At 46.7% G+C, this 26,733-nt stretch carries 26 protein-coding genes and 1 pseudogene; 17 read left to right on the forward strand and 10 right to left on the reverse strand.

Annotated features, from left to right (window positions below; genetic code table 11):
- Positions 1 to 2 precede the first annotated feature (2 nt).
- A complete protein-coding gene (gene sufB, locus NST16_RS01770) occupies positions 3 to 1,400 on the forward strand; it encodes a Fe-S cluster assembly protein SufB (protein WP_003228608.1) in 1,398 nt (465 codons plus the stop codon).
- Between the two features lie 43 nt (positions 1,401 to 1,443).
- On the opposite strand, the gene NST16_RS01775 is transcribed toward sufB, so the two are convergent.
- The 3 genes from NST16_RS01775 to NST16_RS01785 all read right to left on the reverse strand — a co-directional run bounded on the left by NST16_RS01775 (position 1,444) and on the right by NST16_RS01785 (position 2,384).
- Positions 1,444 to 1,794 (reverse strand): hypothetical protein, encoded by a 351-nt coding sequence (locus NST16_RS01775; protein WP_268448373.1) that lies wholly within the window; start codon positions 1,792 to 1,794, stop codon positions 1,444 to 1,446.
- A 165-nt stretch (positions 1,795 to 1,959) separates the two neighbouring features.
- A complete protein-coding gene (locus tag NST16_RS01780; RefSeq protein WP_268448374.1) occupies positions 1,960 to 2,235 on the reverse strand; it encodes a hypothetical protein in 276 nt (91 codons plus the stop codon).
- On the reverse strand, positions 2,235 to 2,384 hold the full coding sequence (locus tag NST16_RS01785) for a spore protein (RefSeq protein ID WP_168748691.1): 150 nt from the start codon (positions 2,382 to 2,384) through the stop codon (positions 2,235 to 2,237). The genes NST16_RS01780 and NST16_RS01785 overlap by 1 nt, the downstream gene beginning before the upstream one ends.
- A gap of 158 nt (positions 2,385 to 2,542) precedes the next feature.
- Here NST16_RS01785 and NST16_RS01790 point away from each other — a divergent pair, with 158 nt between their 5' ends.
- From NST16_RS01790 to NST16_RS01820, 7 genes are all read left to right on the forward strand, one after another.
- Positions 2,543 to 3,661, forward strand: a complete 1,119-nt coding sequence (locus NST16_RS01790) for an NAD(P)/FAD-dependent oxidoreductase (RefSeq protein ID WP_268448376.1) — start codon at positions 2,543 to 2,545, stop codon at positions 3,659 to 3,661.
- Positions 3,662 to 3,763: 102 nt separating this feature from the next.
- On the forward strand, positions 3,764 to 4,138 hold the full coding sequence (locus NST16_RS01795) for a nucleotide excision repair endonuclease (RefSeq protein WP_041521064.1): 375 nt from the start codon (positions 3,764 to 3,766) through the stop codon (positions 4,136 to 4,138).
- A gap of 214 nt (positions 4,139 to 4,352) precedes the next feature.
- On the forward strand, positions 4,353 to 5,339 hold the full coding sequence (frlB, locus tag NST16_RS01800; protein ID WP_268448378.1) for a fructosamine deglycase FrlB: 987 nt from the start codon (positions 4,353 to 4,355) through the stop codon (positions 5,337 to 5,339).
- An 80-nt stretch (positions 5,340 to 5,419) separates the two neighbouring features.
- On the forward strand, positions 5,420 to 6,688 hold the full coding sequence (locus NST16_RS01805; protein WP_340883690.1) for an ABC transporter substrate-binding protein: 1,269 nt from the start codon (positions 5,420 to 5,422) through the stop codon (positions 6,686 to 6,688).
- Positions 6,689 to 6,745: 57 nt separating this feature from the next.
- Entirely contained in the window at positions 6,746 to 7,624 is an 879-nt protein-coding gene (locus NST16_RS01810; RefSeq protein ID WP_168748687.1) for a carbohydrate ABC transporter permease, read from the forward strand.
- 3 nt (positions 7,625 to 7,627) lie between these two features.
- The gene (locus NST16_RS01815; protein WP_339191479.1) at positions 7,628 to 8,530 is read left to right on the forward strand and encodes a carbohydrate ABC transporter permease; all 903 of its coding nucleotides are present in this window, start codon (positions 7,628 to 7,630) and stop codon (positions 8,528 to 8,530) included.
- Between the two features lie 13 nt (positions 8,531 to 8,543).
- Positions 8,544 to 9,398: a fructoselysine 6-kinase gene (locus NST16_RS01820; RefSeq protein WP_340883692.1), complete on the forward strand. Its 855-nt coding sequence runs from the start codon at positions 8,544 to 8,546 to the stop codon at positions 9,396 to 9,398.
- Between the two features lie 24 nt (positions 9,399 to 9,422).
- Here NST16_RS01820 and frlR read toward each other — a convergent pair whose 3' ends face one another.
- Entirely contained in the window at positions 9,423 to 10,151 is a 729-nt protein-coding gene (gene frlR, locus NST16_RS01825) for a transcriptional regulator FrlR (protein ID WP_168748684.1), read from the reverse strand.
- 181 nt (positions 10,152 to 10,332) lie between these two features.
- Here frlR and NST16_RS01830 point away from each other — a divergent pair, with 181 nt between their 5' ends.
- Positions 10,333 to 11,436, forward strand: a complete 1,104-nt coding sequence (locus NST16_RS01830) for an ABC transporter ATP-binding protein (RefSeq protein WP_340883693.1) — start codon at positions 10,333 to 10,335, stop codon at positions 11,434 to 11,436.
- Between the two features lie 31 nt (positions 11,437 to 11,467).
- Here NST16_RS01830 and NST16_RS01835 read toward each other — a convergent pair whose 3' ends face one another.
- Positions 11,468 to 12,337 (reverse strand): endonuclease I family protein, encoded by an 870-nt coding sequence (locus tag NST16_RS01835; protein ID WP_268448386.1) that lies wholly within the window; start codon positions 12,335 to 12,337, stop codon positions 11,468 to 11,470.
- Between the two features lie 449 nt (positions 12,338 to 12,786).
- On the opposite strand from NST16_RS01835, the gene allC reads away from it, so the two are divergent.
- The 7 genes from allC to pucE all read left to right on the forward strand — a co-directional run bounded on the left by allC (position 12,787) and on the right by pucE (position 20,728).
- On the forward strand, positions 12,787 to 14,025 hold the full coding sequence (gene allC / locus NST16_RS01840) for an allantoate deiminase (RefSeq protein WP_268448387.1): 1,239 nt from the start codon (positions 12,787 to 12,789) through the stop codon (positions 14,023 to 14,025).
- Between the two features lie 16 nt (positions 14,026 to 14,041).
- Complete coding sequence (locus NST16_RS01845; protein WP_268448388.1) at positions 14,042 to 15,292, forward strand: pyridoxal-phosphate-dependent aminotransferase family protein; 1,251 nt, start codon at positions 14,042 to 14,044, stop codon at positions 15,290 to 15,292.
- A gap of 226 nt (positions 15,293 to 15,518) precedes the next feature.
- Complete coding sequence (locus NST16_RS01850; protein ID WP_412096222.1) at positions 15,519 to 16,505, forward strand: XdhC family protein; 987 nt, start codon at positions 15,519 to 15,521, stop codon at positions 16,503 to 16,505.
- Positions 16,502 to 17,167, forward strand: a complete 666-nt coding sequence (gene pucB / locus NST16_RS01855) for a xanthine dehydrogenase accessory protein PucB (protein WP_168748678.1) — start codon at positions 16,502 to 16,504, stop codon at positions 17,165 to 17,167. The genes NST16_RS01850 and pucB overlap by 4 nt, the downstream gene beginning before the upstream one ends.
- Positions 17,106 to 17,939: a xanthine dehydrogenase subunit C gene (gene pucC / locus NST16_RS01860; protein ID WP_268448392.1), complete on the forward strand. Its 834-nt coding sequence runs from the start codon at positions 17,106 to 17,108 to the stop codon at positions 17,937 to 17,939. The genes pucB and pucC overlap by 62 nt, the downstream gene beginning before the upstream one ends.
- A complete protein-coding gene (gene pucD / locus NST16_RS01865) occupies positions 17,940 to 20,177 on the forward strand; it encodes a xanthine dehydrogenase subunit D (RefSeq protein ID WP_340883694.1) in 2,238 nt (745 codons plus the stop codon).
- A complete protein-coding gene (pucE, locus tag NST16_RS01870; protein ID WP_268448396.1) occupies positions 20,168 to 20,728 on the forward strand; it encodes a xanthine dehydrogenase subunit E in 561 nt (186 codons plus the stop codon). The genes pucD and pucE overlap by 10 nt, the downstream gene beginning before the upstream one ends.
- 1,095 nt (positions 20,729 to 21,823) lie before the next feature.
- Here the strand turns inward: pucE and NST16_RS01880 are convergent.
- The gene (locus NST16_RS01880; RefSeq protein WP_072175780.1) at positions 21,824 to 21,901 is read right to left on the reverse strand and encodes a YjcZ family sporulation protein; all 78 of its coding nucleotides are present in this window, start codon (positions 21,899 to 21,901) and stop codon (positions 21,824 to 21,826) included.
- A 164-nt stretch (positions 21,902 to 22,065) separates the two neighbouring features.
- Between NST16_RS01880 and NST16_RS01885 the strand changes: the two are divergent.
- Positions 22,066 to 22,182 (forward strand): annotated as a pseudogene (locus NST16_RS01885) (phage terminase small subunit-related protein); the annotation flags it as partial.
- A 49-nt stretch (positions 22,183 to 22,231) separates the two neighbouring features.
- Here NST16_RS01885 and uraH read toward each other — a convergent pair.
- Genes uraH through NST16_RS01905 form a run of 4 tightly spaced genes read right to left on the reverse strand, consistent with a single transcriptional unit; the run spans position 22,232 to position 26,669 of the window.
- Positions 22,232 to 22,576, reverse strand: a complete 345-nt coding sequence (uraH, locus tag NST16_RS01890; RefSeq protein ID WP_339191463.1) for a hydroxyisourate hydrolase — start codon at positions 22,574 to 22,576, stop codon at positions 22,232 to 22,234.
- The gene (gene pucL, locus NST16_RS01895) at positions 22,576 to 24,060 is read right to left on the reverse strand and encodes a factor-independent urate hydroxylase (protein WP_340883696.1); all 1,485 of its coding nucleotides are present in this window, start codon (positions 24,058 to 24,060) and stop codon (positions 22,576 to 22,578) included. Before pucL ends, uraH begins: the two co-directional genes overlap by 1 nt.
- Before the next feature lie 14 nt (positions 24,061 to 24,074).
- Positions 24,075 to 25,367 (reverse strand): nucleobase:cation symporter-2 family protein, encoded by a 1,293-nt coding sequence (locus NST16_RS01900; RefSeq protein ID WP_340883697.1) that lies wholly within the window; start codon positions 25,365 to 25,367, stop codon positions 24,075 to 24,077.
- A 6-nt stretch (positions 25,368 to 25,373) separates the two neighbouring features.
- On the reverse strand, positions 25,374 to 26,669 hold the full coding sequence (locus NST16_RS01905; protein ID WP_445684604.1) for a nucleobase:cation symporter-2 family protein: 1,296 nt from the start codon (positions 26,667 to 26,669) through the stop codon (positions 25,374 to 25,376).
- Between the last annotated feature and the right edge of the window lie 64 nt (positions 26,670 to 26,733).

Below are 26,733 nucleotides of genomic sequence, written 5' to 3' on the forward strand. Positions count from 1 at the left end.
GGATGGCTAAAAAAATGCCTGATATTGGTGAATACAAATATGGTTTTCACGACAAGGACGTTTCCATTTTCCGTTCAGAGCGCGGATTGACAAAAGAAATCGTAGAAGAAATTTCTCGCATGAAAGAAGAGCCTCAATGGATGCTTGATTTCCGCTTGAAATCACTTGAACATTTCTACAACATGCCAATGCCACAATGGGGCGGAGATCTAAACTCACTGAACTTTGACGAAATTACGTACTACGTAAAACCGTCTGAGCGTTCAGAGCGTTCTTGGGATGAAGTTCCTGAAGAAATTAAGCAAACATTCGACAAGCTCGGGATTCCTGAAGCTGAACAAAAATACCTTGCGGGTGTTTCTGCTCAGTACGAATCTGAGGTTGTATACCACAACATGAAGGAAGATCTTGAAGCGCAAGGCATCGTCTTTAAAGACACAGACAGCGCGCTGAAAGAAAATGAAGACATTTTCCGTGAGCACTGGGCAAAAGTGATTCCGCCGACTGATAACAAGTTTGCGGCGCTGAACTCAGCTGTTTGGTCCGGCGGATCTTTCATCTACGTGCCAAAAGGCGTAAAGGTTGAAACACCGCTTCAAGCTTACTTCCGTATCAACTCTGAAAACATGGGTCAGTTCGAACGTACGCTGATCATCGTTGACGAAGAAGCAAGCGTGCATTACGTTGAGGGATGTACTGCGCCTGTTTACACAACAAACTCTCTCCACAGTGCGGTTGTTGAGATTATCGTGAAAAAAGGCGGCTACTGCCGTTATACAACGATCCAAAACTGGGCGAACAACGTTTACAACCTAGTAACGAAGCGTACAGTATGTGAAGAAAACGCAACGATGGAATGGATCGACGGCAACATCGGTTCTAAACTGACAATGAAATATCCTGCTTGTATCCTAAAAGGCGAAGGCGCGCGCGGTATGACGCTTTCTATCGCTCTTGCAGGTAAAGGCCAGCATCAGGATGCGGGTGCGAAAATGATTCACCTTGCACCAAACACATCATCCACAATCGTATCAAAATCGATTTCAAAACAAGGCGGAAAAGTAACGTACCGCGGAATCGTCCACTTCGGACGCAAAGCGGAAGGCGCCCGTTCCAACATCGAGTGCGATACGCTCATTATGGATAACAAATCTACTTCAGACACAATTCCTTACAATGAAATCTTAAATGATAACATTTCATTAGAGCACGAAGCGAAAGTGTCTAAAGTATCTGAAGAGCAGCTCTTCTACTTGATGAGCCGCGGTATTTCCGAAGAAGAAGCAACTGAAATGATCGTAATGGGCTTCATCGAGCCATTCACAAAAGAGCTTCCAATGGAATACGCAGTTGAAATGAACCGTTTGATTAAATTCGAAATGGAAGGTTCAATCGGTTAATGTAAAAATAAAACCCGGCGGAATACCGCCGGGTTTTATTTGTTTACAGACGAACACTAATCGTGACAACTCCTAGTACGCTTGTTCCCTTATAGATAGTAACTTGAGCAGAACCAGGAATTGACTTGCTGTATACCACTCCGCTTTGACTCACAGAGATATAATCACGACCGGAAGTTACAACATAGCTAGTGGCTCCTTCTCTAGCAATATTTAAGTAACTGTTTACTTTCATTTGGTAAAAGGCATCCATGACTTTAATAGGGCTGTTTGATACATTTTGAATTGAAGGTGTTGGAGTAGCTGACATTTCTTCAGCAGAGGCCACACTGCCTAAGCTTAAAGCCAAAGCTGAAACTGATAGTGCAGAAATAATCGCTTTTTTACATTTCATTTGTACACTCCTTTTTTATTTTTCCTTACACCTTACAATTTGGATAAAGAAAGGTTAGTTCCTGTTACTTAATATGTATAATTTGTTAACATGTGGTTATTGGCTAAATGATGTATACTTTAAATGATGAGAACCGCAGGCATGTTTAAGCCTGCGGTTGCTATTTCAACTTTCGGATATATCATTAGGATGAATATTGATGGTGGATGCTGAGGGAATATCAACTTTTTTCATCTCTAGCAATTGAGCATAGGCTGTGTCGAATTCATCTTTTGTCATCTGCTTTGCGGCTAATGCAGAGCATAAAACGGCAAAGGCAATCGGCATTGTGTCAATGTGAATATCAATATGGACTTCCGAATTGCCGCTGTTTTCAATAACAGAGCCATTTTTGGGCATTTCCGCAGCATGTCTGTTGATAGGAATAATATTTTCGTTCATTACTCTTCCCCGTCTTGTGACTGCGCCTGTGCCTGGTCCTGATCAGTATTCACGTTGACCACAACATTTGAATTGCCGCTGTTTTGGACTTTTGCAACTGCTGTATTGCGGTCTGTGTTTTCTTCATTTTCATGACGATTTTCGCTCATGGTATCATCCTTTCTCTATTGATAGTGACAGGATATTCGATAGGAGAGTGAAGAGATTGGACGAACTTCGCGGTTTTTCCATATTGGGGCTAAAGGTCGAAGGAAAGCACTCTATTTGGTAAAATGAATAGATATTATAAAAGAAAAGGTGTTTGCATATGAAGTCTTACATCATCGTCGGCGCAGGCATACTAGGTGCGTCGACGGCTTATCATCTCGCAAAATCAGGAGCCCGGGTTACGGTGATTGACCGGAATGAACCGGGACAAGCGACTGACGCGGCGGCGGGAATCGTCTGTCCTTGGCTGTCGCAGCGCCGCAATCAGGATTGGTATCAGCTCGCTAAGGGCGGAGCGCGATACTATAATGATTTAATCAAGCAACTGGAAGAGGACGGTGAAACAGACACCGGATACAAGCGTGTCGGCGCGATCAGCATACACACTGATGCGGCGAAGCTCGATAAGATGGAGGAGCGGGCGTATAAGCGGCGCGAGCATGCGCCGGAGATAGGTGACATCACCCGTTTGTCCGCGAGTGAAACGAAAAAGCTGTTTCCCATTTTAGCTGATGGCTATGAATCGGTTCATATCAGTGGTGCCGCCCGTGTGAACGGGAGGTCGCTTTGCCGGTCGCTTTTGAATGCTGCCGAGAAACATGGTGCGGTCATTGAAAAAGGAAATGCGTCCTTGTGTTTTGAAAGCGGAAGAGTCACCGGTGTCCAAACAGACAAACAGCAGTTTGAGGCTGATAGTGTGATCGTGACTGGAGGGGCGTGGGCCAATGAGTTGATGAAGCCTCTGGGCATTCATTTTCAAGTATCCTTTCAGAAGGCGCAGATTATGCATTTTGAAATTCCTGGTGCAGATACCGCATCGTGGCCGGTGGTGATGCCGCCGAATGACCAGTATATTTTGTCCTTTGATGACGGCAGAATTGTAGCAGGCGCCACCCATGAAAATGAGGCCGATCTTAAAGACCTGCGTGTGACAGCAGGGGGACAGCATGAAGTCTTGAGCAAAGCACTTGCCGCAGCCCCTGGGCTTGCTGACAGCACAGTCATTGAAACAAGAGTGGGCTTCAGACCGTTTACACCGGGGTTTCTGCCAGTGGTGGGTGCCGTGCCGAATGTTCAAGGACTTTACGCCGCTAACGGTTTAGGCGCGTCGGGACTAACGATGGGACCGTTTCTCGGTTCAGAGCTCGCAAAGCTAGTTCTCGGAAAGCAGACAGAAATAGACCTTAGCCCTTATGATCTTGCCTGTGCGCTTGCATAATAATGAAAGGCATGACAAACAAATATAGTAAAGCTGTTCTAGCTTTTCTCTCCTGTCTGTGTTAGCATTTATCTTTAATGAAAAAGAGGACGTGAACTGATTTTGATAAAAATTGATATACCCGCACCGAATGTCACCATCACTGAACGACAGCAGTCAGCTAATGATAACGAGCCGAAAATAAAGGCGATTTACGGATTCATCGACTTTCACCAGATACCAAGGGATAAAGGCGGCATCTTCATGTTTTACAACATTCATGACGAACTGCTATTTGTCGGTAAAGCCAGAAAGTTAAGACAGAGAATTAAGAAACATTTTGAAGACACTGTCTCACCGATTAAACATCACAGGGACGAAGTTTATAAAATTGAAGTATGTGTAGTTGAAGATCCAATGGAAAGAGAAATTTATGAAACCTATATCATCAATACACAGCACTCGAAGTATAATATAGACAAGGTATTTTTTAAATAAGAAGTCAGTCTGCGGATTGAACAGCGAGGCCAGAGCTTATATTAAGTTCTGGCTTTTCATTTGGGCATTTTTCCGCAGATAGATCTTTGTCTATTATTCGAGTAAATTAATGAGAAATTTCAGAAAATAATATTGACATTCCTATCTCTGGACTTTAATATAACAATATATAATGTTATATAACGTTATATAATAAAAACGAGGAGTGAAGGATTTGAGTCAGGTCACAGCAAAAGTTAATCGTGAGGTTCAAGCTTTCTTGCAGGATTTGAAAGGAAAAACCATCGACCATGTATTCTTTGTCGCATGCGGAGGGTCTTCGGCCATTATGTATCCGAGTAAATATGTGTTTGACAGGGAGTCAAAATCAATCAGCTCTGACCTTTACAGCTCTAATGAATTTATTCAGCGAAACCCTGTGCAGCTTGGTGAAAAGTCTCTTGTCATTTTGTGCTCGCACTCGGGAAATACCCCGGAAACGGTAAAAGCCGCTGCATTTGCGAGAAGCAAAGGCGCGCTAACGATTGCAATGACGTATAAGCCGGAGTCTCCTTTAGCACAGGAAGCGCAATATGTCGCCCAGTATGACTGGGGTGATGAGGCGCAGGCGATCAATACGAACTATGGTGTTCTATATCAAATCGTTTTCGGCGCTTTGCAGGTATTAGAAAACAATACGACATTTGAACAAGCAATTGAAGGTTTAGATCAATTGCAGGCTGTGTATGATGAAGCCCTTAAGCAGGAAGCTGACAACGCACAGCAATTTGCAAAAATACATGAAAAAGAAAGCATCATTTATACAATGGCAAGCGGTGCAAACTACGGTGTCGCTTACTCCTACAGCATCTGCATTCTCATGGAAATGCAATGGATTCATTCCCACGCCATTCATGCCGGAGAATATTTTCACGGACCGTTCGAAATTATTGATGAATCCGTGCCGTTTATCATCCTGCTCGGTTTAGATGAAACAAGGCCTCTTGAAGAGCGGGCGCTTACCTTCTCGAAAAAATATGGCAAAAAGCTGACTGTGCTCGATGCCGCATCTTACGACTTCACTGCAATTGACGATTCAGTAAAAGGCTATCTTGCTCCGCTCGTTCTTAACCGTGTGCTGAGAAGCTATGCGGACGCTTTGGCAGAAGCGAGAAATCATCCTTTATCTCATAGAAGATACATGTGGAAAGTTGAGTATTGATCTGAAAAAGAGGAACCATTATGCATTAGACTATAATGTTATATAACATTATAGTCTAATGTCCAGAGGAGGCCAACCCTTTGAAGAAAATGTTTTTATTTTTGATCATTGCAGCTGTCAGTATGCTCACCATTGCGGGCTGTTCGAGCCAGGGCAGTTCAGCGGATGGAAAGGTGATATTGAAATTTTTCCACAGATGGCCGAAGGAGCCGGAAAAAAGGTATTTTGAAGAGGTTGTAAAGGAATTTGAAAAAGAGCATCCGGATATCGACATTCAAACTGAAGCGGTTTTGAATGACTCCTATAAAGATAAAATTAAAGTTATGCTGGGAACCAGCAGCCCTCCTGATATTTACTTCTCATGGAGTGATGAGTTTGCTTTTAAATTTATCAGAGGAAAGAAAGCACTTGATCTCTCGTCCTACTACAAAGATGATACAGATTGGTCATCACAGCTCGTTCAATCGCAAGTTACACCATTTACGTATGAAAACAAACAATATGGCGTGCCGTGGCAAATGGACGCTAAATCATTTTTCTATAATAAAGACATATTTAAAAAGCTCAATCTAGAGCCCCCGGCGACTTGGGATGAACTCATCGATGTCTCGAAGAAGCTGAAAGAAAATGGCTATACACCGATTAGTTTCGGAACAAAAGCGACTTGGACAATCTCACATTATATCGGCACGCTGAATCAGCGGATGGTCGATGAAAAAACAAGAGAAAAGGACTATAACGCCAAAACGGGTGAATTTACCGATGAAGGCTATGTGAAAGCACTTGAAAAGCTGCAAAAACTGATGCCTTACTTCAATAAACATGTAAACTCCGTCGACCATGAATATGTGAGACAACAATTTAAGAGCGGAAAGTCGGCGATGATATATGCGGAAACTGCTGAAATCAAACTGGTTGAGCCAGTGAATCTAGGGATGTTCTCATTCCCTGAAATCAGCGGGCAAAAAGGATCTTCAGAAGCGTTAACGGGGGCGCCTGAAGGATTTATGATTTCCTCGAAAACAAAACATCCAAAGGAAGCAGTGGAATTTTTGCAATTTCTGACGTCGAAAAAAATGGGTGAAAAGCTCGTCAAAGACGTCGGCAAATACAGTGCGGTGCAAGGGACGGCAACCGAAGAAAATTCTACAGCCATACAGCGTGAAGCCGTTCAGCATATCGTAGATGCCAAATCAATGGTTCCGTGGTTCGACATGGATGTTGATGTTGAAATCGCAGATGTGTACTTAACAAGCGTCCAGCAAATGCTTGGGGGCGACATGACACCGAAGCAGGTCATGAAAGCCGTTCAAAAAGCAGCCAAGCAAGTGCGGGCGTCAGCTGAATAAATCAAAGAAAAGGTGAAGCGACGCACCTTTTCTTTTTATAAAGGAGATGAGTTATCCTTGGTCAATCAAAATAGAATAATCCCCTATTTGTTTTTGCTGCCGGCTCTTGTTTTTTTACTTTTCGTTTATATCCCGATTTTTGAGAATGTCTTTCTCAGTCTGTTTCAATGGAGCTCTTTTTCTCCGGAAAAAACGTTTATCGGATTGAAGAACTATGTTGAATTATTTCGTGATCCTGTCTTTTATCAAGCCCTCACGAATAACGTGCTCTACGCAGTGATCTCAATTGTATGCCAGGTGTTTGGCGGTTTAATTTTGGCGGCGGTGCTTGAGGATAAGCTGGTCAGAAAATGGTCGCCTTTTTTTCGTACCGTTTTCTTTTTGCCGGTTGTTATCTCGATGACGGTTATCGCGCTTTTGTTTGATTTTATTTACAACCCTGAGACGGGGCTTTTGAATCAGCTGCTTCAGGCGGTTGGTCTTGATCAGCTGACGAGGGCATGGCTCGGGGATGACAGCACGGCTATGCTTTCTGTCATTTTTGTATCTCAGTGGCAGTCTGTCGGTTATATCGCAATGCTGTACATTGTGTCGATTCAAAAAATACCGGATGAACTGTATGAAGCGGCGCGTCTTGACGGCGCGGGAAAAATTCAGCAGTTTTTTCACATTACCATTCCCCAGACGAAAGAGATGTCTTTTGTTGCGGTGGTCATGACGCTGACCGGCGCCTTTACGGTATTTAATGAACCATACATTTTGACAGGCGGCGGACCGGGAAACGCTTCTGAGGTATTAAGCACGTTCTTATATAAAAGCGCCTTTACAAAGGATATGATGGGCTATGCTTCAGCGATTGCCACTGTTGTGTTAATCATTACGCTTGCTTTGTCGCTCATGCAAATGAAGTTCTTTAAAACCGGAAAGGAGGACTAACAGATGCTGCCTCAAAAGAAGACAGATTCATTCAGATTAGAGCCTGTGCCTGACCGGCACATCGAGGTGAAAAGAAGGCCGAGGCGAAAATGGTATATCGGAGAAACGTCTGTGTGGGTTTTTCTGTTTCTCTATCTTATCGCGATTGCTTATCCGCTTTTATGGATGGTCATGAGCGCCTTTAAAAGCTCGGATGATATTTTTGAGAACAGCTGGTCGCTTCCGTCTTCGTGGCATCCGGAGAATTTTGTGTCCGCCTGGAATCAGGGAATTTCTTCTTATTTTATGAACAGTGTGATCGTGACGGCGCTGACATGTGTAATCACTGTCTTTATCAGCGCATGGGGAGCGTACGGGCTTTCGAGGTTCGAGTTTAAAGGAAAAGGGTTCTTTTTGGTGCTTTGTCTTGGCGGTTTGATGCTGACACCTCAGGTCAGTCTTGTGCCGCTTTATTCCATTATTCAGTCGCTGGGGCTTTACAATACGTATTGGGCTTTGATATTGCCTTATGCGGCTTATCGGATTCCGTTTACCATCATTTTGATCCGCTCTTATTTTCTTTCTATTTCTAAAGAATTGGAAGAGGCGGCTTATTTAGATGGGTGTACGAGTTTTGGAGTATTTTTCAGAATTTTCTTACCGATGAGTGTGCCTATTTTAGTGACGTCGGGCATTTTGACGGCTTACCATACGTGGAATGAGTTTATGTTTGCGATTATTTTCATAGATGACGAGAATTTGCGGACCATTCCGGCGGGGTTGATGCAGTTCCGAGATGCACTGCAGACGGATTGGGGCGTCTTGCTGGCGGGATTAACGATTTCTGCTGCGCCGATTATTATTCTATTTTTATTTATGCAGAAATATTTTGTCCGCGGGATTGCAAGCGGAAGCGTAAAAGGATAAAGGAGGAAGCACAATGAAATTAATTGCTGTTGGAGACAATGTTGTAGACTACTATCAGGATCAAGAAACATTCTACCCGGGAGGTAACGCTTTAAATGTCGCAGTGCTTGCAAAACGGCTTGGACATGAGGCTTCTTATATCGGAATCGTCGGCAATGACGAAGCCGCGGCTCATCTGCTGAATGTGCTGAAATTGGAGAAGGTTAACGCGGATTTTATTCGCCAGGCGCATGGGGAAAACGGAATGGCAATCGTTACCCTTGATGAACAGGGGGACCGGATCTTTGTCCGATCGAATAAGGGGGGCATCCAGTCGCGTCTCCGTCTTGTGTTTCAGGAAAAGGACTTATCTTTTATCAGCGGGCATGATCTGCTGCATACCAGTGTGTACAGCAGGCTTGAGAACGATTTGCCGCAGCTGTGCGGTCTGATTCCGGTCTCTTTTGATTTTTCAACAAATCGAGAGGATGAGTATTTGAAAAAGGTCTGTCCTTATGTGACGTACGCGTTCTTTTCAGGTAGCGATCTGAGTGAGACGGAGTGCGGCCAGCTTGCCGAAAAGGCACATGAGTACGGAGCAAAAATCGTTTGTATGACCCGCGGCGGGCAAGGGGCGATCCTGTCTGCGGGAGACCGAATCTATCATCAGCCGATTGTGGAAGCTGATATAATTGATACACTCGGAGCGGGAGATTCATTTATCGCGGGATTTTTGACTGCCTTCTGTGAGAATCAGAATATGGCGGACGCTTTGTGCCAAGGAGCGGAAACAGCTGCGAAAACATGCGGAGTGTACGGGGCATTCGGCTACGGCTATCCCTACCGCTTGGAGGAAGGGGGAAGCAGTGAAAAAACGAGAATACTATAAGCAGTGTCTCGTTTTTTATGCCTGTTATGTGTAGGGGCTGTTGATTGTAAATGTGACACGGTTTGTGTGCATTAAAAACAGTGAGCAGTAGATCGGCTGATCGTTTGAGGTAAATGCGGTTTTATCGATTTCAAACAGTGCATCTCCAATATCGCAATCCAAGTATTTGCTTTCCTCCTGCTGGGCATATACAACGTTTAATAGTTTCGTATTGTGAGTGGGAACAACTTGGTATTGCTGCTTCAAAATATCATGCATAGATACGCCGTCCGCAATAAACGTATTGATGGCAGGAAACAGCTCCAGCGGATAATGCGTGATTTCAAAGGTGAGCGGCTGATCATCATTATATAAAATCCGTTTTAATTCAACGACAGGGCTCTCGGTATTAATTTGAAGCTTTTCGGCAATCGGTTTCGATGCTGGAATGATTTCATGGGACAGAACCTGGTGCTTCGGCTTTTTTCCGGTTGATTCCATAAATTCAGAGTAGCCGTTTACTGCAATCAGCTCTCTCTTCAATTTAGGGCTTTTAACGAACGTTCCTTTTCCCTGCTGCCTGATCAGATAGCCTTCTTCGACCAGATCGAGAATGGCTTTTCTGACGGTAATGCGGCTGACATTATACTTGCTGCAAAGCTCGTTTTCTGTGGGCAGCTTGGCAGCCGGGGAATACAAGCCCTTTTTAATGTCATCTGTTATGATTTGTTTTAGCTGAATGTATAAAGGTGTTGAACTTCCGTTGTTTAACAAGGGGTAGCCTCCTTTTAAGCTATTATTTATATTATAATGTATTATGACGTTATAATACAAATTTACGTTTTTTATTTTAGAAATATAGCAAATATGGGAATTGATTACTCTAAAAATAACAGAAAGACCGAGTTGTTTCCAGTGACGAAATAACGGAGAAAAAAGACAGGGGGGTTTTCTGATGGCTTCATTAACATTTGAACATATCAAAAAATCATATCATTCACAATTAACGGTGAAGGACTTTGATTTAGATGTAAAAGATAAGGAGCTTTTGGTGCTGGTGGGGCCGTCAGGCTGCGGCAAATCGACAACCCTGCGGATGGTGGCGGGGCTGGAAAGCATTTCGGAAGGAAGCCTCTTTATCGATGGGGAGCGGGTCAATGATCTTCCGCCGAAGGAGCGTGATATCGCGATGGTGTTCCAAAACTACGCGCTGTATCCGCATATGACTGTTTTCGATAACATGGCGTTTGGATTAAAGCTCAAAAAAATGCCGAAACAAGAAATTGCCGAGCGGGTGCATGCAGCTGCAAACATTTTGGAGATTGAGCATTTGCTGAAGAGAAAACCGAAGGCACTTTCCGGCGGCCAGCGGCAAAGGGTGGCTCTCGGCAGGTCTATTGTGCGGGAACCGAAGGTCTTTTTAATGGACGAGCCGCTTTCTAATCTGGATGCGAAGCTGAGAGTGACGATGCGGACAGAAATCAGCAAGCTTCACCAGCGGCTAGAAGCAACCATTATCTATGTCACCCATGATCAGACTGAAGCGATGACGATGGGCGATCGGATTGTCGTCATGAATGAAGGCGAAATTCAGCAAGTGGCCAAGCCTCATGATATCTATCATTATCCGGCAAACCTGTTCGTGGCCGGGTTTATTGGCTCTCCCGGAATGAACTTTTTCAAAGGCATGATTGAAGAGCAGCATGGCGAGCTGTTTTTTACAAATCCTTCGATCCGGTTTCATATTCCTGAAGAAAAGGCAAAACGGCTGAAGGAAAAAGGCTATGCCGGACAACCGATGACACTCGGTGTACGGCCGGAGCACATCGCACAAATGACTGGAAATGACCGGCTGTTTGATTCCGTGTTGAAAGCGACGGTGGAAGTGAATGAAAATTTGGGATCTGAGCTGATTGTGCATGCCAGAACCGGGAACGAGCGACTTACGGTAAGGCTGGACGGCAGCAATCGAATCACCGCGGGCGATTCGATTCAGCTGGCGGTGAAAATGGATCACGCCGTCTTTTTCGATGCTGAAACGGAACAGGCTGTGTATTAGAAAAGGTGCTCCCTTCGGGGAGCACCTTTTCTTACGGCCAAATGTCGTCTGCCCATTCAGGGTGATCGATAAATGGATTTCGGTTGTGCTGATATTTTTCATAAATGATTTCATTTCTTTTTCTTTCGCGGGCATCAACAGGATCCTGCCTATTCCATTCAAGCAAGGCGGATTGTTTTCCATGATAAGGAGCAGAGCCGTTTCCTGTTTTATCATTGAGCTCAAGGTCAGGGTAGCCGTCATCTCCTTCATAGCGGACAGCCATGTAAAACAGCATGCGGGCGACATCGCCTTTCACATCATCGCGGGGTTCCCATGAATCTCCATCATAGTAATTTCCAGGCGCTTTCGCATACTCGTTGCCGCCGTTGTCAAAGTCCAAGTTGCCTCTGGCGCTGTTTACTTGGACGTCTGCTGGACGCAAGTGATGAATGTCAGTGCCGGGCCCCTTGCTTGTACCAAAATCGCCATGGGATTTCGCCCAGACATGCTCCCGGTTCCAGTCCCCGACATTGCCGCCGTTTAGGTTTTTCGAACGCGATTCATTCGTATAGAGCAGGATGACGTTATTCGGATTTGCCGGATCTGCATCCGTTTCTTTCAGCGCGTTCCATACCTCGCTGTAAGACAGCATCGTATGTCCGCTGATGATGCGGTGCAGCGCGCTTTTTAACGCCTCTCCGCTTTTTCCTTCAGCACCTTCATAATAATAGGTGTCTGTGTCGGCGTATGGTGCAGCGGGAGAGACCAATGAGAGAATGCCCCCAGAGGCTGCGGGAGAAGTAGCCGCACGGTCATTCAGGTTCAATCCGGTTTGCGCGCTTGCTGAAGCAGAGGGCGCAAACCATCCGGAAATCAGTAATAAACAGACGAGCGGCAGAAACCTTGCTTTTTTTGTCATCACTTGCCCTCCTTTAGATCAGATCATGTCTATTATCTAAAATTGAATGAAAGGTTAGAAGTGTCATTTTGTATATTTTTCATTAAAATTGTAAATTAGTACCTTTGGAGGAGGCGGAACTCTATTGTTTCAGGATCTTTAGTCTGCGTTTTTGCTTGATTGAGTGCTGCTTCATTCGCTTTAAAAACGCTGAGGTCTGCACATTGCTTGCTTCACTGAAATATTTTCTTCCCGTGAATCTCGCTAGTTCATCCCCTTTTTTCGGTTGCTGTTTTTTTAATTCATTGCTGCTTATTGACTCTCTTCCTTACTGGCTGCTTTTTCTAAAATGGAATGGCAGACTGGTTATGATGACTAAAAAACAAACATTTTTTTGGTTTATGTGCTGATGAACTCATGTCTTCCTCCCTCTATAATGAAGTCACCATAACGGCCAGAGGAGGAAGCACATGGAAAAGCAGAGGCTTTCAGTAAAAAGCGGCATTGCTGATTACATTGATTGGCTTGCCCAATTCGGCGTGTCTGCTGATGGCGGGGTAACGAGACTTTTGTACACCAAAGAGTGGATGGACGCGCAGCTCGCCGTGAAAGCGGAGATGTCGGCATTTGGGCTTGACGCCAGGTTTGACGATGTCGGCAATGTCTTTGGAAGGCTTCAGGGCACCCAGTCTCCGGATGATGTGATTTTAGCCGGCTCACATATCGATACTGTGATCAATGGGGGAAAGTATGACGGCTCATATGGCGTGCTTGCGGCAATGCTTGCTTTAAAGCAGCTCAAAGAAACATACGGAGCGCCGAAAAAAACGCTTGAGGCTGTGTCTTTATGTGAGGAAGAGGGCAGCCGTTTTCCGATGACATACTGGGGATCAGGGAATATGATGGGTGCTTTGTCATTGAAGCATGCGGAAGTACCGAGGGACGGATCAGGTGTTTCATTACAAGAGGCGATGTATGACAACGGTTTTGGCAGAGGCGTGTATCCCTCAGCGCACAGGACAGATATCAACGCTTTTATAGAAATTCACATTGAACAAGGACAGACGCTTGAAATGTCAGGACGAGATCTCGGTGTGGTGACAAGTATAGTCGGGCAGAGAAGATATTTGATTACGCTTGAGGGAGAATGCAACCACGCAGGGACCACCTCCATGAAATGGCGCAAGGACCCGCTCGCAGCCAGCAGCCGAATGATTCATGAACTGCTGCTTCGTGCTGAAGAACAGCCGGATGAGCTTCGCCTGACATGCGGAAAAATGACGGTGGAGCCCAATGTGGCTAATGTCATACCTGGACGGGTGCAGTTTTCAATCGATATTCGACATCAGCATCAGCGTGTGCTGGAGCATTTTCATGAAGAAATGACAGCTGTTATCAACGGTATTTGTGACGAAAAAGGGATTCACGCCATGATTGATGAATATATGCGAATAGAGCCTGTGCCGATGGACGAAACGCTTTCTGCCAAGGCTCTTGAGACAGCGGCAGAAAACGGTATCAGCTGTGAAGAAATGGTGAGCGGGGCAGGGCATGATGCGCAAATGATCGGAAGGAGCTGTCCCGCTTGTATGCTGTTTGTGCCGAGCAGAGGCGGCATCAGCCATTCCCCGGAGGAATTTACTTCTGCACGTCAGCTTGAGATCGGCGTCCGCACATTGACTCATTTATTATATAAACTGGCTTACTGATGAAGGAGGAATGGCTGTGTCAGGCAGAAAAGAATTATGTACACCGCTAAGAACGATTATGACACCGGGACCTGTAGAGGTCGATCCGCGTGTATTAAGAGTGATGAGCACGCCGGTTGTCGGCCAATTTGACCCGGCGTTTACCGATATCATGAATGAAACGATGGAGATGCTCCGAGAATTGTTTCAAACGAAAAACCGCTGGGCGTATCCGATTGACGGCACATCACGGGCGGGAATCGAAGCGGTGTTAGCGAGTGTCATTGAACCGGGAGATGACGTGCTAATTCCGATATACGGACGCTTCGGCTTTTTGTTGACTGAAATCGCTGAGCGGTACGGGGCGAATGTTCATACGATTGAGTGTGAGTGGGGAACGGTATTTGACCCTGATGAAATTATACGGGAAATGAAAAAGGTGAAGCCGAAAATTGTGGCGATGGTGCACGGGGAAACATCAACTGGCCGAATCCATCCGCTGAAAGCGATTGGAGAAGCGTGCCGTGCTCGGGATGTACTGTTTATTGTCGATGCGGTAGCGACAATTGGGGGCTGCGAGGTGAAAGTGGATGAATGGAACATTGACGCAGCTATCGGCGGTACGCAAAAGTGTCTGTCTGTTCCGTCTGGGATGGCACCGATTACATATAATGAACGGGTGGCAGATATTATTGCGGCGCGCAAAAAGGTGGAACGCGGAATTGCGACCCAGGCAGACAAGGCGCACCTTTCCGGAAATCGCCCGATCACAAGCAATTATTTTGATTTGAGCCAGCTCGAGGATTATTGGAGCGAACGGCGGCTCAATCATCATACAGAAGCGACAACGATGCTTTATGCCTTGCGTGAGGGCGTGAGACTGGTGCTTGATGAAGGCCTTAAAGCACGTTTCGAGCGGCATCAGCACCATGAGGCCGCGTTAATAGCCGGGATTAAAGCGATGGGGCTGAAACTGTTTGGGGATGAGAGCTGCAAAATGCCTGTTGTCACCTGTGTGCAAATCCCGGACGGCGTAGATGGAGAGTCAGTCCGCCATATGCTTTTGGCACAGTTCGGAATCGAAATCGCCAGCTCATTCGGCCCTTTAGCCGGGAAGATTTGGAGAATTGGTACGATGGGCTACAGCTGCAGGCGGGAAAACGTACTGTTTGTGCTTGCCGGATTAGAAGCTGTGCTTCTCAGACACGGCGCTGTGATTGAAGCGGGAAAAGCACTTCAGGCCGCGCTTGATGTATATGAAGATGCTAAAAGCCAGACGGCGATTTAAAGAAAAAGCGTGCGGAATTCCGCACGCTTTTTTTTCGCTCTTTCTCCAATCTGATTTTCTCTGTTTGACTCTTTTTACAAATCCGTTTTATCTGTGTTGCATTTTCTGACGGGGCATGAGTCATTTTTTCTTTTTTCATCTATTCTTTATACACGGCCCTATTAAATGACGTTTTATTTCTTACGGCATTTTTTGAGAGGAGGATGCGGCATTGGAGTATTTTCACATGATTTTAGATGCGCTTCTGGAAGATCAGGATGAGGCTGTGCTGGCGACCATTGTTCAAGTTGAAGGCTCCGCATATCGAAAAGCGGGCGCCACCATGCTCTTTAAGAAAAATGGAGAAAGAATTGGCTTGCTCAGCGGCGGGTGTCTGGAAGAGGATTTATCCCAAAGAATCGGTGAGCTCGGCGATCAGCTGCCTACAGCGCTTATATCCTATGACATGCGGGTTGAAGACGATCTTTCATGGGGCATGGGAGTCGGCTGCAATGGCGTTATTCATATCTATGCGGAACGAATCTCTCAGGAAAAAAAGCGGCACTATGAAAGAGTAAGAGACTGCCTTTATGCAGGAAAAGCCGTAACAGCTGTTACACAGATTGAATCCTCACCGTCAGGGCGTTATCTGTTTTTGTCAGAGACCGGGCATTTTGGGCACTGGCCGGATGCGCCGCTTCAAGACATTCAACGCACTGCTTCAACGTTTCATTTGCCGCATTTTGATCGATCATCAAACATTTTTATTCAGCGTATTGAGCCGAAGCCGCGTCTCATTCTGTTTGGGGCGGGCCCAGATATGAGACCGCTCGCCAATTTGGCGGTTGAGACCGGATTTTCTGTCATTGTGACAGATTGGCGGCCCGCGTATTGCACAGCCTCTCATTTTCCAAAAGCAGATCAGCTGATCACTGTCTTTCCGGAGCAGATGCTGAGTGAATTTGAATTTTCGCCTCAGGATTTCGCTGTTGTGGCGACTCACCATTTTCAGCACGATCAAGTCATCGTTGAATCCTTATTATCACGAGACCTTCATTATATCGGGCTTCTAGGCTCTGAAAACCGCACGAAACGGCTGCTGAATGGAAAACAGCCGCCCGCTCATTTTTACAGTCCGGTCGGGTTGAAAATCGGCGCGGAAGGCCCAGAGGAAATTGCCGTCAGCATCATTGCGGAAATCCTTCAAACACGAAAACGGCTGGCGGTTATATGAGCATTATTGGTGTATTTCTTGCGGCCGGAAAAAGCGAGAGAATGGGCACAAACAAGCTGGCATTGCCGCTAAAAGGAGAAACGATTGGATCGGCTTCATTAAAAGCAGCTCTATTATCCCGTCTTGACCATGTGCTGATTGTCGAGAGAACAGAACATGCTTCACTTGAGTGGATCGGGGAGCAATATTATTCACCGCCTTTTCTGGATCGCTGGAGCCTGCATGTCTGTAAAGAAGCGGAAAAGGGCCAAGGGCATTCTGTCAGCAGCGGGGTGAGAAAAGCGGAAAGCATGGGGGCAGACGGAGTCGTCATTCTGTTGGGTGACCAGCCGCAGCTTTCCGTCGACCATGTAAATGCCCTGATATCAAGGGCTCACGAATTGTTTGCCGTGTCAGCGTCTTTGCGTACGCTCAGTCCGCCTATTTATTTCTCATCCGCCTGTTTTCCATATGTAAAGGAGTTAAAGGGAGATGAGGGTGCCCGCAGGCTACTCAAAAACGGACAGCTTGGCATCGGAACAGTAGTGGTAGTGAAAGAGTGCGAGGAACTGGAAGATATTGATACGCCGGAGGAATATGACACTGTTAGGAGGCGAATTCATGAACGTACAAGTGACGCAGGCGCGGATGAACATTCAATTATGGAGGCCGGCAGCGCTTGATGAGGCATTTTCTCTATTGGAGCAGTTTGCGCCAGATGTGTGTGCAGCATCGGGCAGCACGCTGCTCCAGCTCCAATGGGACAAAGGAATTCTTCCAAAAACGCATCTCATCAGCCTTGAAGCCATCGAAGAAATGAAAGGCATTACCGCTGATGACACCCACGTGTCGATCGGGGCGCTTACCACGCTGAATGAATGCAGAAAAAACAGCCTCATCAAGCGGGAGCTGGCTTGCTTATGTGATGCAGTTTCTGCTGTTGCAGCGCCGGGGATCCGAAGCCGGGCCACAATTGGCGGTAACATAGCGAGTAAAATAGGGGATTTGATTCCGCTCCTGCTCGTGCTTGATGCGGAGCTCATCGTTTATCAGAAGGAGCTTGTCAGGCTGCCGCTTGCTGAATGGATCTCCAGTGAAGCGTATCCACATGGAATCGTGACCCGTGTGATCATCCCGCGTCCAGAGGGAGATCGTGTGTTTTTCCGCAAGCTGGGAAGGAGGCAGGCATTTACCGGAGCGGTTGCTGTGACGGCAGGACGTTTACTGAAAGACGGTGACATTCGCCTCGCAGCGGGCCATGCCGATATCAGGCCGAAAAGATTAATAGAGAGCGAAGGGAAATGGATGGAGCCTGAATGGGAGGCACATGAACTGTACGAAACACTTATCAAGGAGCTGCCGTTTTCAGCCGATGCTTTCGTGTCAGCGGCATACAGAAAAAAGGCGGCTGCCAACGTCATCATGTCCGAGCTTTTGATTGAGGGAGGTGAATAAATGGGCATAAGCAAACCGTCAAGAATAAGGCCGGATGGAAGGGGAAAGGTCACGGGTGAATTGAAGTATATGACTGATCTCACTTTTCCGGGGATGCTGTATGGCAAAATCCTCAGAAGCGCTTATCCTCATGCGGAAATCGTGTCGATTTGCACCAAAAAGGCTGAAGAACTGGAAGGTGTGCGAGCGGTCGTCACCCATAAGGACGTTCCAGGTTTAAACCGTTTTGGGATCGTCATTCCTGACCAGCCGGTTCTATGCGAGGATAGAGTACGTTATGTCGGAGATGCAGTGGCGGCCGTCGCAGCAAAAACGGAAGACATTGCTGAAGCCGCGCTGGAGCTGATTCACGTGGTGTACAGGAAGCTGACGGTCATTGATTCTCCGGAAAAAGCGCTCGAACCAGATGCGCATATGCTGCACCCGGACGGGAACATCCTTCATCGCGCGTTTTTCTCGCACGGCGATGTGGAAGCGGGGTTCCAATCGTGTCACACGATTCTTGAAGAAACCTACGAACTGCCGCGGCAGATGCATACGTATATGGAAACGGAAGGGGGCGTAGCTGTTCCGGAACGTGACGGGGGTTTTACAATGTACGCTGGCACTCAGCACGGCTACAAGGACCGTTTTCAGCTTGCCCGCATTTTTGGTATTCCTGAAGAGAAGATTCGGGTTGTGTCGAGTCCGATGGGCGGCTCATTTGGCGGAAAGGATGAGCTGAATATTCAGCCGTATGCCGCGCTTTTGGCCCGTAAAAGCGGATACCCGGTCAAAATTCATCAGACGAGGCAGGAATCTGTACGCTCAGGAATCAAACGCCACCCGATGAAAATCACGATCAAAACAGGGGCTGATCAAACAGGAAAGCTTCTGGCTCATGATGTGAAAATCATTGCCGATACAGGCGCTTACGCCACGCTGGGACCGGCAGTCCTGGACTTTTCTGCTGAGCATGCCGCGGGTCCGTACCGAATCCCTAATATCCGCACTGAAGGGATCTCTGTGTTTACGAACAATGGGGTGGCGGGAGAATTCCGAGGCTTTGGCGGCAATCAAATCACATTTGCGCTTGAAACCCATCTTGATCGCCTCAGCAGCATGCTTGGCATCGACCCGCTGGAGCTGCGAAGAAAAAATATCAGAAAACCGCATGACCCGGGGCCGCTTGAGCATCGGATTGCGCCCACTGATGGAGCGGCGCAGGTATTGAACGCCATTTCTGCATCTCCTATTCTCAAAAGAAAACATCAGACGTCTCGGTATACACGAAGGGGTGTTGGAGCTGCGATCACCATGCATGGCGGCGGGCTTGGCTATGGCCGGATGGATGCCGCAGGAGGGCGTCTTTCCCTTTCAAGTGATGGCAACATCACGGCTTTATTTGGATTTGAAGAGTGCGGCCAAGGCATACTCGCCGCGATTGAACATATTGTCACCGAAGAGCTGGGCTGCGCGGCTGAGGATATTTCCATTATCATCGGAGATACCGCAAAAGTGCCAAAGTCAGGCTCCTCCACAGCATCCCGCGGCACGAGCATGGTGTGGCACGCGATCCAGCGTTTGAAGAAACCGTTTCTAGCTCAGCTGAAAAAACGGGCCGCAGAATGGAGCGGTTGTTCAGCGGAAAACCTTACGCTCGGCTCCGCGGGCTTACGTGATCTATACACAAAGGAACTTGTGGTGACGTATAGAGAGCTGGCTGAAAAAGGCCCTTTGATAGAGGAAACAGCATTCGATTTTCCGACAACGCCTGATCCTGTGGTCGGCGGCCATTTTCTCTACTCATTTGGAGCGGCTGCTGTGGAGGTGGAGGTTGATCTATTAACAGGCGATGTCAGAGTGATAGATTGTGAGCACGCCATTGCGGCAGGTCCGGTTGTCAGTCCGCAGGGTTATTTGGGGCAAATCGAAGGCGGCGCTGCTATGGCGCTCGGCTATACGCTGATGGAGGAAGCAAAAATGACGGACGGCCGTTACGCAGCGGAGAATTTGGATCAGTATGTCATTCCGGGAATCAAAGATGTTCCGGCAATGAAACTGACCGCGATAGAAGAGCTGATGGATGGTGACCCATATGGCCCGCGCGGTGTCGGAGAAATAGGGACGATCGCCATCACCCCGGCGATTGTAAAGGCCGTACATGATGCAGTCGGCTGCTGGGTGAACAAGCTGCCGATTTCGCGTGAAGAGCTGCTTGATGCGATAGACAGAAAGGGGATAAAACAATGGACGTAAAAGAAGCAGGATATTTCTCTGAAAGAAAGCAGCGGTTCCGAATGACCGTGAATGGAATAGAGCAGGAGGTTGATGCGGTTCCTACAGCGCGCTTGAGTGACCTTCTGCGGACGGAATTCCAGCTGACCGGAACAAAGATTTCCTGCGGAATCGGCCGTTGCGGAGCATGTTCTGTCCTGCTAGACGGCACGCTCGCCAATGCGTGTATGACCATGGCCTATCAAGCGGCCGGCCATTCGATCACAACCATTGAGGGGCTTCAAAAAGAAGAACTGGATATCTGCCAAACCGCTTTCCTGGAGGAAGGAGGCTTCCAATGCGGATATTGCACACCCGGGATGACGATTGCACTTAAAGCTCTGTTTCAGGAAACCCCGCAACCTACAGACGAAGATATTGAAGAAGGACTGGCGGGCAATTTGTGCCGGTGTACCGGTTATGGAGGGATTATGCGGTCGGCTTGCAGGATTAGAAAAGAGTTGAGCTGCGGGAAAAGGGAGTCATTGGACTTTTCCCGCAGCTACAGCAAAGCACCGGATATAATGAGCTGAAAGCTAAGCATAGAACGAATACTGCTATCTATATGGAGCTTGGCATAATATCGGATCAATTTTATATGTTAAAGAAGCATGCTATCAATGCCATTGCAACAGTCCTTGGAATAATCTAAGGGCTGTTTTTTCCTGAGACGTCAAAGATCTACAAAGTGAGTGAGCCTTAGCTCGGATAATAGCAAAGGTTTTTTACACTGTTGTACTTAATTGTTGCGGCGTTAAAATTGCAATGAATTAAAAGAGGGGATGGAATAATGAATCTAAATAAAAATGGATTCAGAGGGGGTTAATCATGAATACGAATGATAAGAAGAAAGAAGTTCAACAAAAGTATAGATGAAGAAATTAAAAAGAAGACAAAAATGATTTTAAAGAAGCAGTTGTTGTCGTAACAATAATTGTAGTGTTTATCTTTTTGACCTATACACTTCAAGGATTTTAACAAAATGTTCCCTTTGCCCCTTGTGCTTTTTACCCAGTTGTGTTTAAAACTGGAAATAGATAATATTATCAATCTAGAAAAGAGGGAGAGATGATGAATAACTTCAATTGGTGGAAAATACTTTTACTAGCCTTTCTTTGTTCCTTGATTTTTTCTGTCGTCTTTGTCACTGTTCAACGGATTGACTTAATACTCAATCCACCGGAAGTACCTGTTAAATCGATTGAAAAAATCAAATAATTCTTTTTGGGGAACGGCCGCGTTGTGGGAAAACATCACGCTCTCATCTCATATTGTAATGGGGACAGAGAGTATGGTAATAGAAAAAAGAGACATAAGTTCCCTTTCTATGATGAAAAAGAAAATCTCCTTCTCCTGCCATAGTGCCGAGTTGTCAGAGAACATCAGTCAATCAAAAGAGAAATATCGGAAAATCATTCAAGCAGGTATCGCCCAGTGAGGCAAGGATTTTCAAAGTGGCCATATTTAGGTGAATGCTGTAGAAGATTTAACAAAGCTCATAGAGCTTCAGAAAGATAAGGATCTGTAGCAAGTGTTATATTTCCCTGCTCAAAACCTTGTCGCTATAGCAAAACAAACGCCATAAAGGTTTCTTATGGCGTCTGACGGATATGGGGTAAGGTGAGTTCTTAATAGCCACCGAAGAAAGAAGTACCAACGATGATTAATAGGATGAATAGCACCACGATCAAAGGGAATGACCTCATAACTTCACCTCCCTTAAAAGAGGATAGTACATGATATGCTGATGGAGATAACTTGATAGTGACGCTAGTTTAGTAAATTTTAAATGATTTTTTAGTCTAAGTAGAAATAGAGAACGAAAAATTAATAACAAACTCAAATACGAGGTCCGGGGCGGTGAGATGTAATGCCAAGACCACGGGATCCACGCAGATACGAAGCTTTTCGTTTGTGGGGAGAGAGCGGCGGAAGCAAGAAGTTAAAGACAATAGAGAAGGTCTTTTATTTATGCAGTGATCCAGTAAACCCCTAAACATATGCGGAGCCCGCCTCACCAGCGGGCTTCCTTCTTCTTAACTCCCTCTATACACCTGATAACCAAACGGCGACAGCAAAAGGGGGATATGATAATCAGCTTCCGGATCAGAAAGATGGAAACGAACTGTTACAATCGTTAAAAACGGCTCAGCCGTGTTTTCCGCAAAGTATTCCCCTGCATGGAACTCCATTACATACTCCCCCGACTTCAGCTCTTCTCCCGAAAGGAGCGGAGCATCGACTCGGCCGTCTTTATTCGTAAAAGCCCCTTTGATAAGGATAAGACTTTTGTCTTCGCACAGCCGCTTCAATTCGATTTTTACGTTTACCGCGGGTTTGCCGCAGGTTAAATCCAAGATATGTGTTGTCAGCTTCCCCATCAGGCATTCAGGCTCCCTAATACTTCCCCGGCATTCTGTTTTTCTTTCTCGGCGTCTTCTCTCGTCACGGTGAAACGCTGGAAACCGAATGGCGGGCGCGGTTCTGTGTAGACTTTTCCTTTTGTGCCCGGAATCTCTTCGACGACTGTATCCCATGTGTGATTTTGAGATTGGAAGCTGACATTCGTGAGCTGAGGGAACCTCATTAATATTCGGCATCCGATATGATAGATTAAGTTTTGAATGGAAGGAGTTTCGAGCTCGTGAAATACAGTGCTCGCTAAGTCACGGATTTGTTCAGCCGCCACGTAACGGGCTGGATCGGCGGCGTATGCATCCTCCTCATGTTCATAACGCCAGCTGATGTTTAAATAGACAAAGAGCGGACGATTGCCATCTTCAGGAAGAGTCGTATATTCGTCTCTGATAAAGCCGACGAAGGAGTTTCCGCTCACTTTGACAAGCTGGAGATCCGTGATTTCGCTGTATTGCTCCTTCATCGTTATCGTATCCCCAGTTCGTTCTGCTTTGAGCACCGACCGGGCGCGTTCATTGCGCGATCTTCTGAAGACAAGCTGGCTTATACCGAGCTCTTCATCCTCGTATGCAGGCATCGCTTCAAACGGAATGTCTTCACCTGTCAGAGTGATCGTATCCATATGAGAATAGGTGTCTAAAAATCTGTGAGCCACATAATGCAAGAAGCCCTCGGTGGTTGTTCCCTCATAGGAAGCGAGGTGGCGCTGAATAAAGTTTTTCATCGAATCCGTAGCCACGATAAGCGTATTATCTCCGTCTGTAAATGACGGCAAAAAGGCATCTCCGCCAATTTCGCATGTCACATCAATGCCAACAACTGTATTGGTTCTCCCTGTAAAAGAAGACTCAGGGATTTTCTTTATGCCTGTGAGCGGTTTTAAAAACGTTCGGTATGCAAACACATTTCCTTTGCCGTAAGACATGGTTCTTTTCATTTGAATCTCTCCTTTTTCTGTTATGATGTCCTCTAAACGAAAGCGGGCGATGCGGTATATTTCCTCAAGAGCCTGCTGGAATTCTGTTTCCGGTTTGTTCTTCAGTCTTGTCAGCAGAGCTTCGCGGATCTCCTGTTTCGTTTTTTCCTTTACCGCTAAAATAAAAGGAAAACCGAAGTTTTGAGAGTAGTCTTCATTTAGTTTGAGAAACTCCTCGTATTCCTGCTGTTCAAGCTTACTGAGCCCTGCGTTTTGCTGCTCTTTTACTGAGGAAGCGCTCATTGTTTTCTTGGTGCCGAGACGAGGGTGTTTGCAGATGAGCTCAAGCTGTGTCTTGCGGTCGGCAGCTTTTACAAAGCGGGACATTTTTTGATGCAAATCAGAAAGAGAGGAGAAGGGGCGCAGTGCCGCTGCTTCCTCCGCAATCCAAGCAGAGTGCTCAAAAATAGATCCGAGTGTGTCAGTCAGTGTTTGTCTATCCATTTGATTCAGGTCGTCAATTGTGAACATGAGCCATCTCCCCTTTACGTATTGATTTCTGCGCCATGGGGCTGTTTGCATTGAAAAAAAGTGTTCAATGCAATCGCGGTTAAGCTGCCAATGACAATGCCGCTTCCGGTCAACACGGAAGCTGCTCCCGGGAGAGAGGAAAACAAGGCGGGCACCGTGGTGGCGCCAAGCCCTAAGCTGACAGAAGAAGCAATGATCAGCAGATTGCCCTGTGATTCAAAATCGACGCCGGAAAGCATTTTAATACCGTAAGAAATGACCATGCCAAACATAACGATCATCGCGCCGCCGAGAACTGCATTCGGGATCACGGTCGTCAATGCCGCGGCTTTTGGCATCAGCCCGATTGCCATCAGCATAAATCCAGTGGTGGCAATGACATGGATGCTTTTGACTTTTGAAAGCTGAACGATGCCGACGTTTTGCGAGAAAGCCGTATACGGAAACGCGTTAAACAAGCCGCCCAGCACAATTGCAAGCCCTTCCGCACGGTAGCCTTTCTCAAGATCTTTCTCTGTTAGTTTCCGGTTTGTCATATCGGAAAGAGCAAAGTAAACACCCGTTGATTCAACAAGGCTGACAATCGCAACCAATAGCATGGTGAGAATGGCAGGCAGCTCAAAGGTTGGCGTGCCGAAATAAAATATAGAAGGAACATGAACCCAGGACGCCTCCGCGACCTCAGAAAAATCGACTTTTCCCATAGAGAAAGCGGCTGCCGTTCCAGCTGCAAGGCCGAGTAAAATTGCAATGGAGCGGATGAACCCTTTAAAGAAATAAAACAGCACTAAAATAAAGGCTGTAACGGCAAAACCAAGCAGCACGTTGCCTAGTGAGCCGAAGTCTTTGCTGCCTTCACCGCCGGTCAGGTTATTCATCGCCGTCGGAATCAGGCTGATGCCGATAATCATAACGACTGACCCGGTTACGACCGGCGGGAAAAAACGGACAAGCTTTCCAAAGAAGCCCGCGGCTAAAACGACAATCAGCCCGGCTGCGATAATCGCACCGTAAATCGCTGAGACACCGAATATGCTGCCAATGGAAATCATCGGGCCGACTGCAGTAAACGTACAGCCGAGGACAACGGGAAGGCCGATGCCGAAATAGCGGTTTCTCCAGAGCTGTAAAAGAGTGGCCGCCCCGCACATAAACAAATCAATGGCAATTAAATATGTCAGCTGGCCCGCATTCAGCCCGATCGCAGCTCCGACGATCAGAGGGACGAGAATGGCTCCCGCATACATCGCCAGCATATGCTGAAGCCCAAGCATCAAAAGCTGAAAGGAATTTTGCTGTTCCTTCATCTCTATTTACACCTCTTTTTCTAAAACAAGTTTGTTTTCTAATATGGGCAGTTCTTCCTTCTGAACGATTTTTTCCTTTTTGGCGCGCAAACTGAAGAATAGGTTTAAAAAGATTGCAGTCAGGCTTCCTGTGATCATGCCGTCACTGACCAGAATGCGGATCGGAGCGGGAAACTCTGTGAAAATCGCCGGTACTGTGCTGGCGCCGATACCGAGTGCGATTGAGCAGGCGATGGTCAGCAGATGATATTGGTTTTTCAGATCCACTGTACTGAGCATTTTTACTCCGGAAGCAATAACCATGCCGAACATGACAACGGTTGCGCCGCCGAGTACAGCCGCGGGAACGGAGGAAGCAAGAGCGGCAAACTTAGGAATCAGCCCAAAGAAAAGAAGGATACAGCCCGCGGTGACGACGACATTTCTCGTTTTCACCTTTGTCAGCTGCAATAATCCGGCGTTTTGTGCAAATGTATTATAGGGAAAGGCGTTGAACAGCCCGCCTATCATAATGGCGATTCCCTCTGCCCGATAGCCTTTGACCAGGTCTTTTTCGGTTAGAGGCCGGCCGCATATCTTTCCGATGGCGTAAAAAACGCCGGTTGATTCAACAATAATGACAATTCCGACGAGCAGCATCGTGATGATTGGACCGATTTCAAAAGATGGAGCGCCGAAGTAAAACGGCTTCGGGATTTGAAAGAATGGGGCTTCAGATACAGATGAAAAGCTGACCTTGCCCATGACGGCAGCCGCCGCAGTGCCCGCAGCAATCCCGATCAGAACGGAAAGCGTTCGGGCAAACCCTTTGAGAAAGCGGTTGAGGACTAAGATCAGGATAAGGACGCCGACAGAAAGAAGAAGGTTTTCGAGCGAACCGTATTCGGGATTGGCGTTGCCGTTTACTTTTTCTCCGCCAGCCATATTTTTCACACCTGTCGGAACAAGAGAAAGACCAATCAAGGTCACAACAGTTCCTGTTACGACAGGAGGGAATAACACGGTCAGCTTGCCGAAGAAACGGGCACACAAGAAGATCAAGACACCGGCTGCAATGATTGAACCGTAAATCGCTGAAATGCCGTAGTTTGCACCAATTGCAATCATCGGGGTGACGGCCACAAACGAGCTGCCGAGCATGACGGGAAGGCCGATGCCGATGTACGCTCCTCGCCAGGTCTGCAAAAGCGTCGCGGCTCCGCATGTTAACAGGTCAATCGCCAATAGGTAAGACAGCTGTTCCGACGTTACATTCAGCGCTCTGCCGACAAGCAGAGGCACCAAAATCGCACCTGCGTACATGGCCAGCACATGCTGCAGGCCAAGAGTGAACACCGCAAACGGTTTTTGTTTCACTATAGCTCCT

This window comes from Bacillus sp. FSL K6-1005, assembly GCF_038000225.1.
Taxonomy (GTDB): domain Bacteria; phylum Bacillota; class Bacilli; order Bacillales; family Bacillaceae; genus Bacillus; species Bacillus mojavensis.

Excerpts from the sequence above, each read along its gene's own strand:
- NST16_RS01880 (WP_072175780.1), bottom strand. The coding sequence starts at position 21,901 with ATGAGGTCATTCCCTTTGATCGTGGTGCTATTCATCCTATTAATCATC.
- pucB (WP_168748678.1), top strand. The coding sequence starts at position 16,502 with ATGAGCATTATTGGTGTATTTCTTGCGGCCGGAAAAAGCGAGAGAATG.
- NST16_RS01830 (WP_340883693.1), top strand. The coding sequence starts at position 10,333 with ATGGCTTCATTAACATTTGAACATATCAAAAAATCATATCATTCACAA.
- NST16_RS01905 (WP_445684604.1), bottom strand. The coding sequence starts at position 26,669 with ATGTACGCAGGTGCGATTTTGGTGCCTCTGCTTGTCGGCAGAGCGCTG.
- NST16_RS01820 (WP_340883692.1), top strand. The coding sequence starts at position 8,544 with ATGAAATTAATTGCTGTTGGAGACAATGTTGTAGACTACTATCAGGAT.
- NST16_RS01835 (WP_268448386.1), bottom strand. The coding sequence starts at position 12,337 with ATGACAAAAAAAGCAAGGTTTCTGCCGCTCGTCTGTTTATTACTGATT.
- uraH (WP_339191463.1), bottom strand. The coding sequence starts at position 22,576 with ATGGGGAAGCTGACAACACATATCTTGGATTTAACCTGCGGCAAACCC.
- pucC (WP_268448392.1), top strand. The coding sequence starts at position 17,106 with ATGAACGTACAAGTGACGCAGGCGCGGATGAACATTCAATTATGGAGG.
- pucE (WP_268448396.1), top strand. The coding sequence starts at position 20,168 with ATGGACGTAAAAGAAGCAGGATATTTCTCTGAAAGAAAGCAGCGGTTC.
- sufB (WP_003228608.1), top strand. The coding sequence starts at position 3 with ATGGCTAAAAAAATGCCTGATATTGGTGAATACAAATATGGTTTTCAC.
- NST16_RS01780 (WP_268448374.1), bottom strand. The coding sequence starts at position 2,235 with ATGAACGAAAATATTATTCCTATCAACAGACATGCTGCGGAAATGCCC.
- NST16_RS01785 (WP_168748691.1), bottom strand. The coding sequence starts at position 2,384 with ATGAGCGAAAATCGTCATGAAAATGAAGAAAACACAGACCGCAATACA.
- NST16_RS01775 (WP_268448373.1), bottom strand. The coding sequence starts at position 1,794 with ATGAAATGTAAAAAAGCGATTATTTCTGCACTATCAGTTTCAGCTTTG.
- NST16_RS01815 (WP_339191479.1), top strand. The coding sequence starts at position 7,628 with ATGCTGCCTCAAAAGAAGACAGATTCATTCAGATTAGAGCCTGTGCCT.
- allC (WP_268448387.1), top strand. The coding sequence starts at position 12,787 with ATGGAAAAGCAGAGGCTTTCAGTAAAAAGCGGCATTGCTGATTACATT.
- NST16_RS01900 (WP_340883697.1), bottom strand. The coding sequence starts at position 25,367 with ATGAAGGAACAGCAAAATTCCTTTCAGCTTTTGATGCTTGGGCTTCAG.
- pucL (WP_340883696.1), bottom strand. The coding sequence starts at position 24,060 with ATGTTCACAATTGACGACCTGAATCAAATGGATAGACAAACACTGACT.
- NST16_RS01850 (WP_412096222.1), top strand. The coding sequence starts at position 15,519 with ATGATTTTAGATGCGCTTCTGGAAGATCAGGATGAGGCTGTGCTGGCG.
- pucD (WP_340883694.1), top strand. The coding sequence starts at position 17,940 with ATGGGCATAAGCAAACCGTCAAGAATAAGGCCGGATGGAAGGGGAAAG.
- NST16_RS01790 (WP_268448376.1), top strand. The coding sequence starts at position 2,543 with ATGAAGTCTTACATCATCGTCGGCGCAGGCATACTAGGTGCGTCGACG.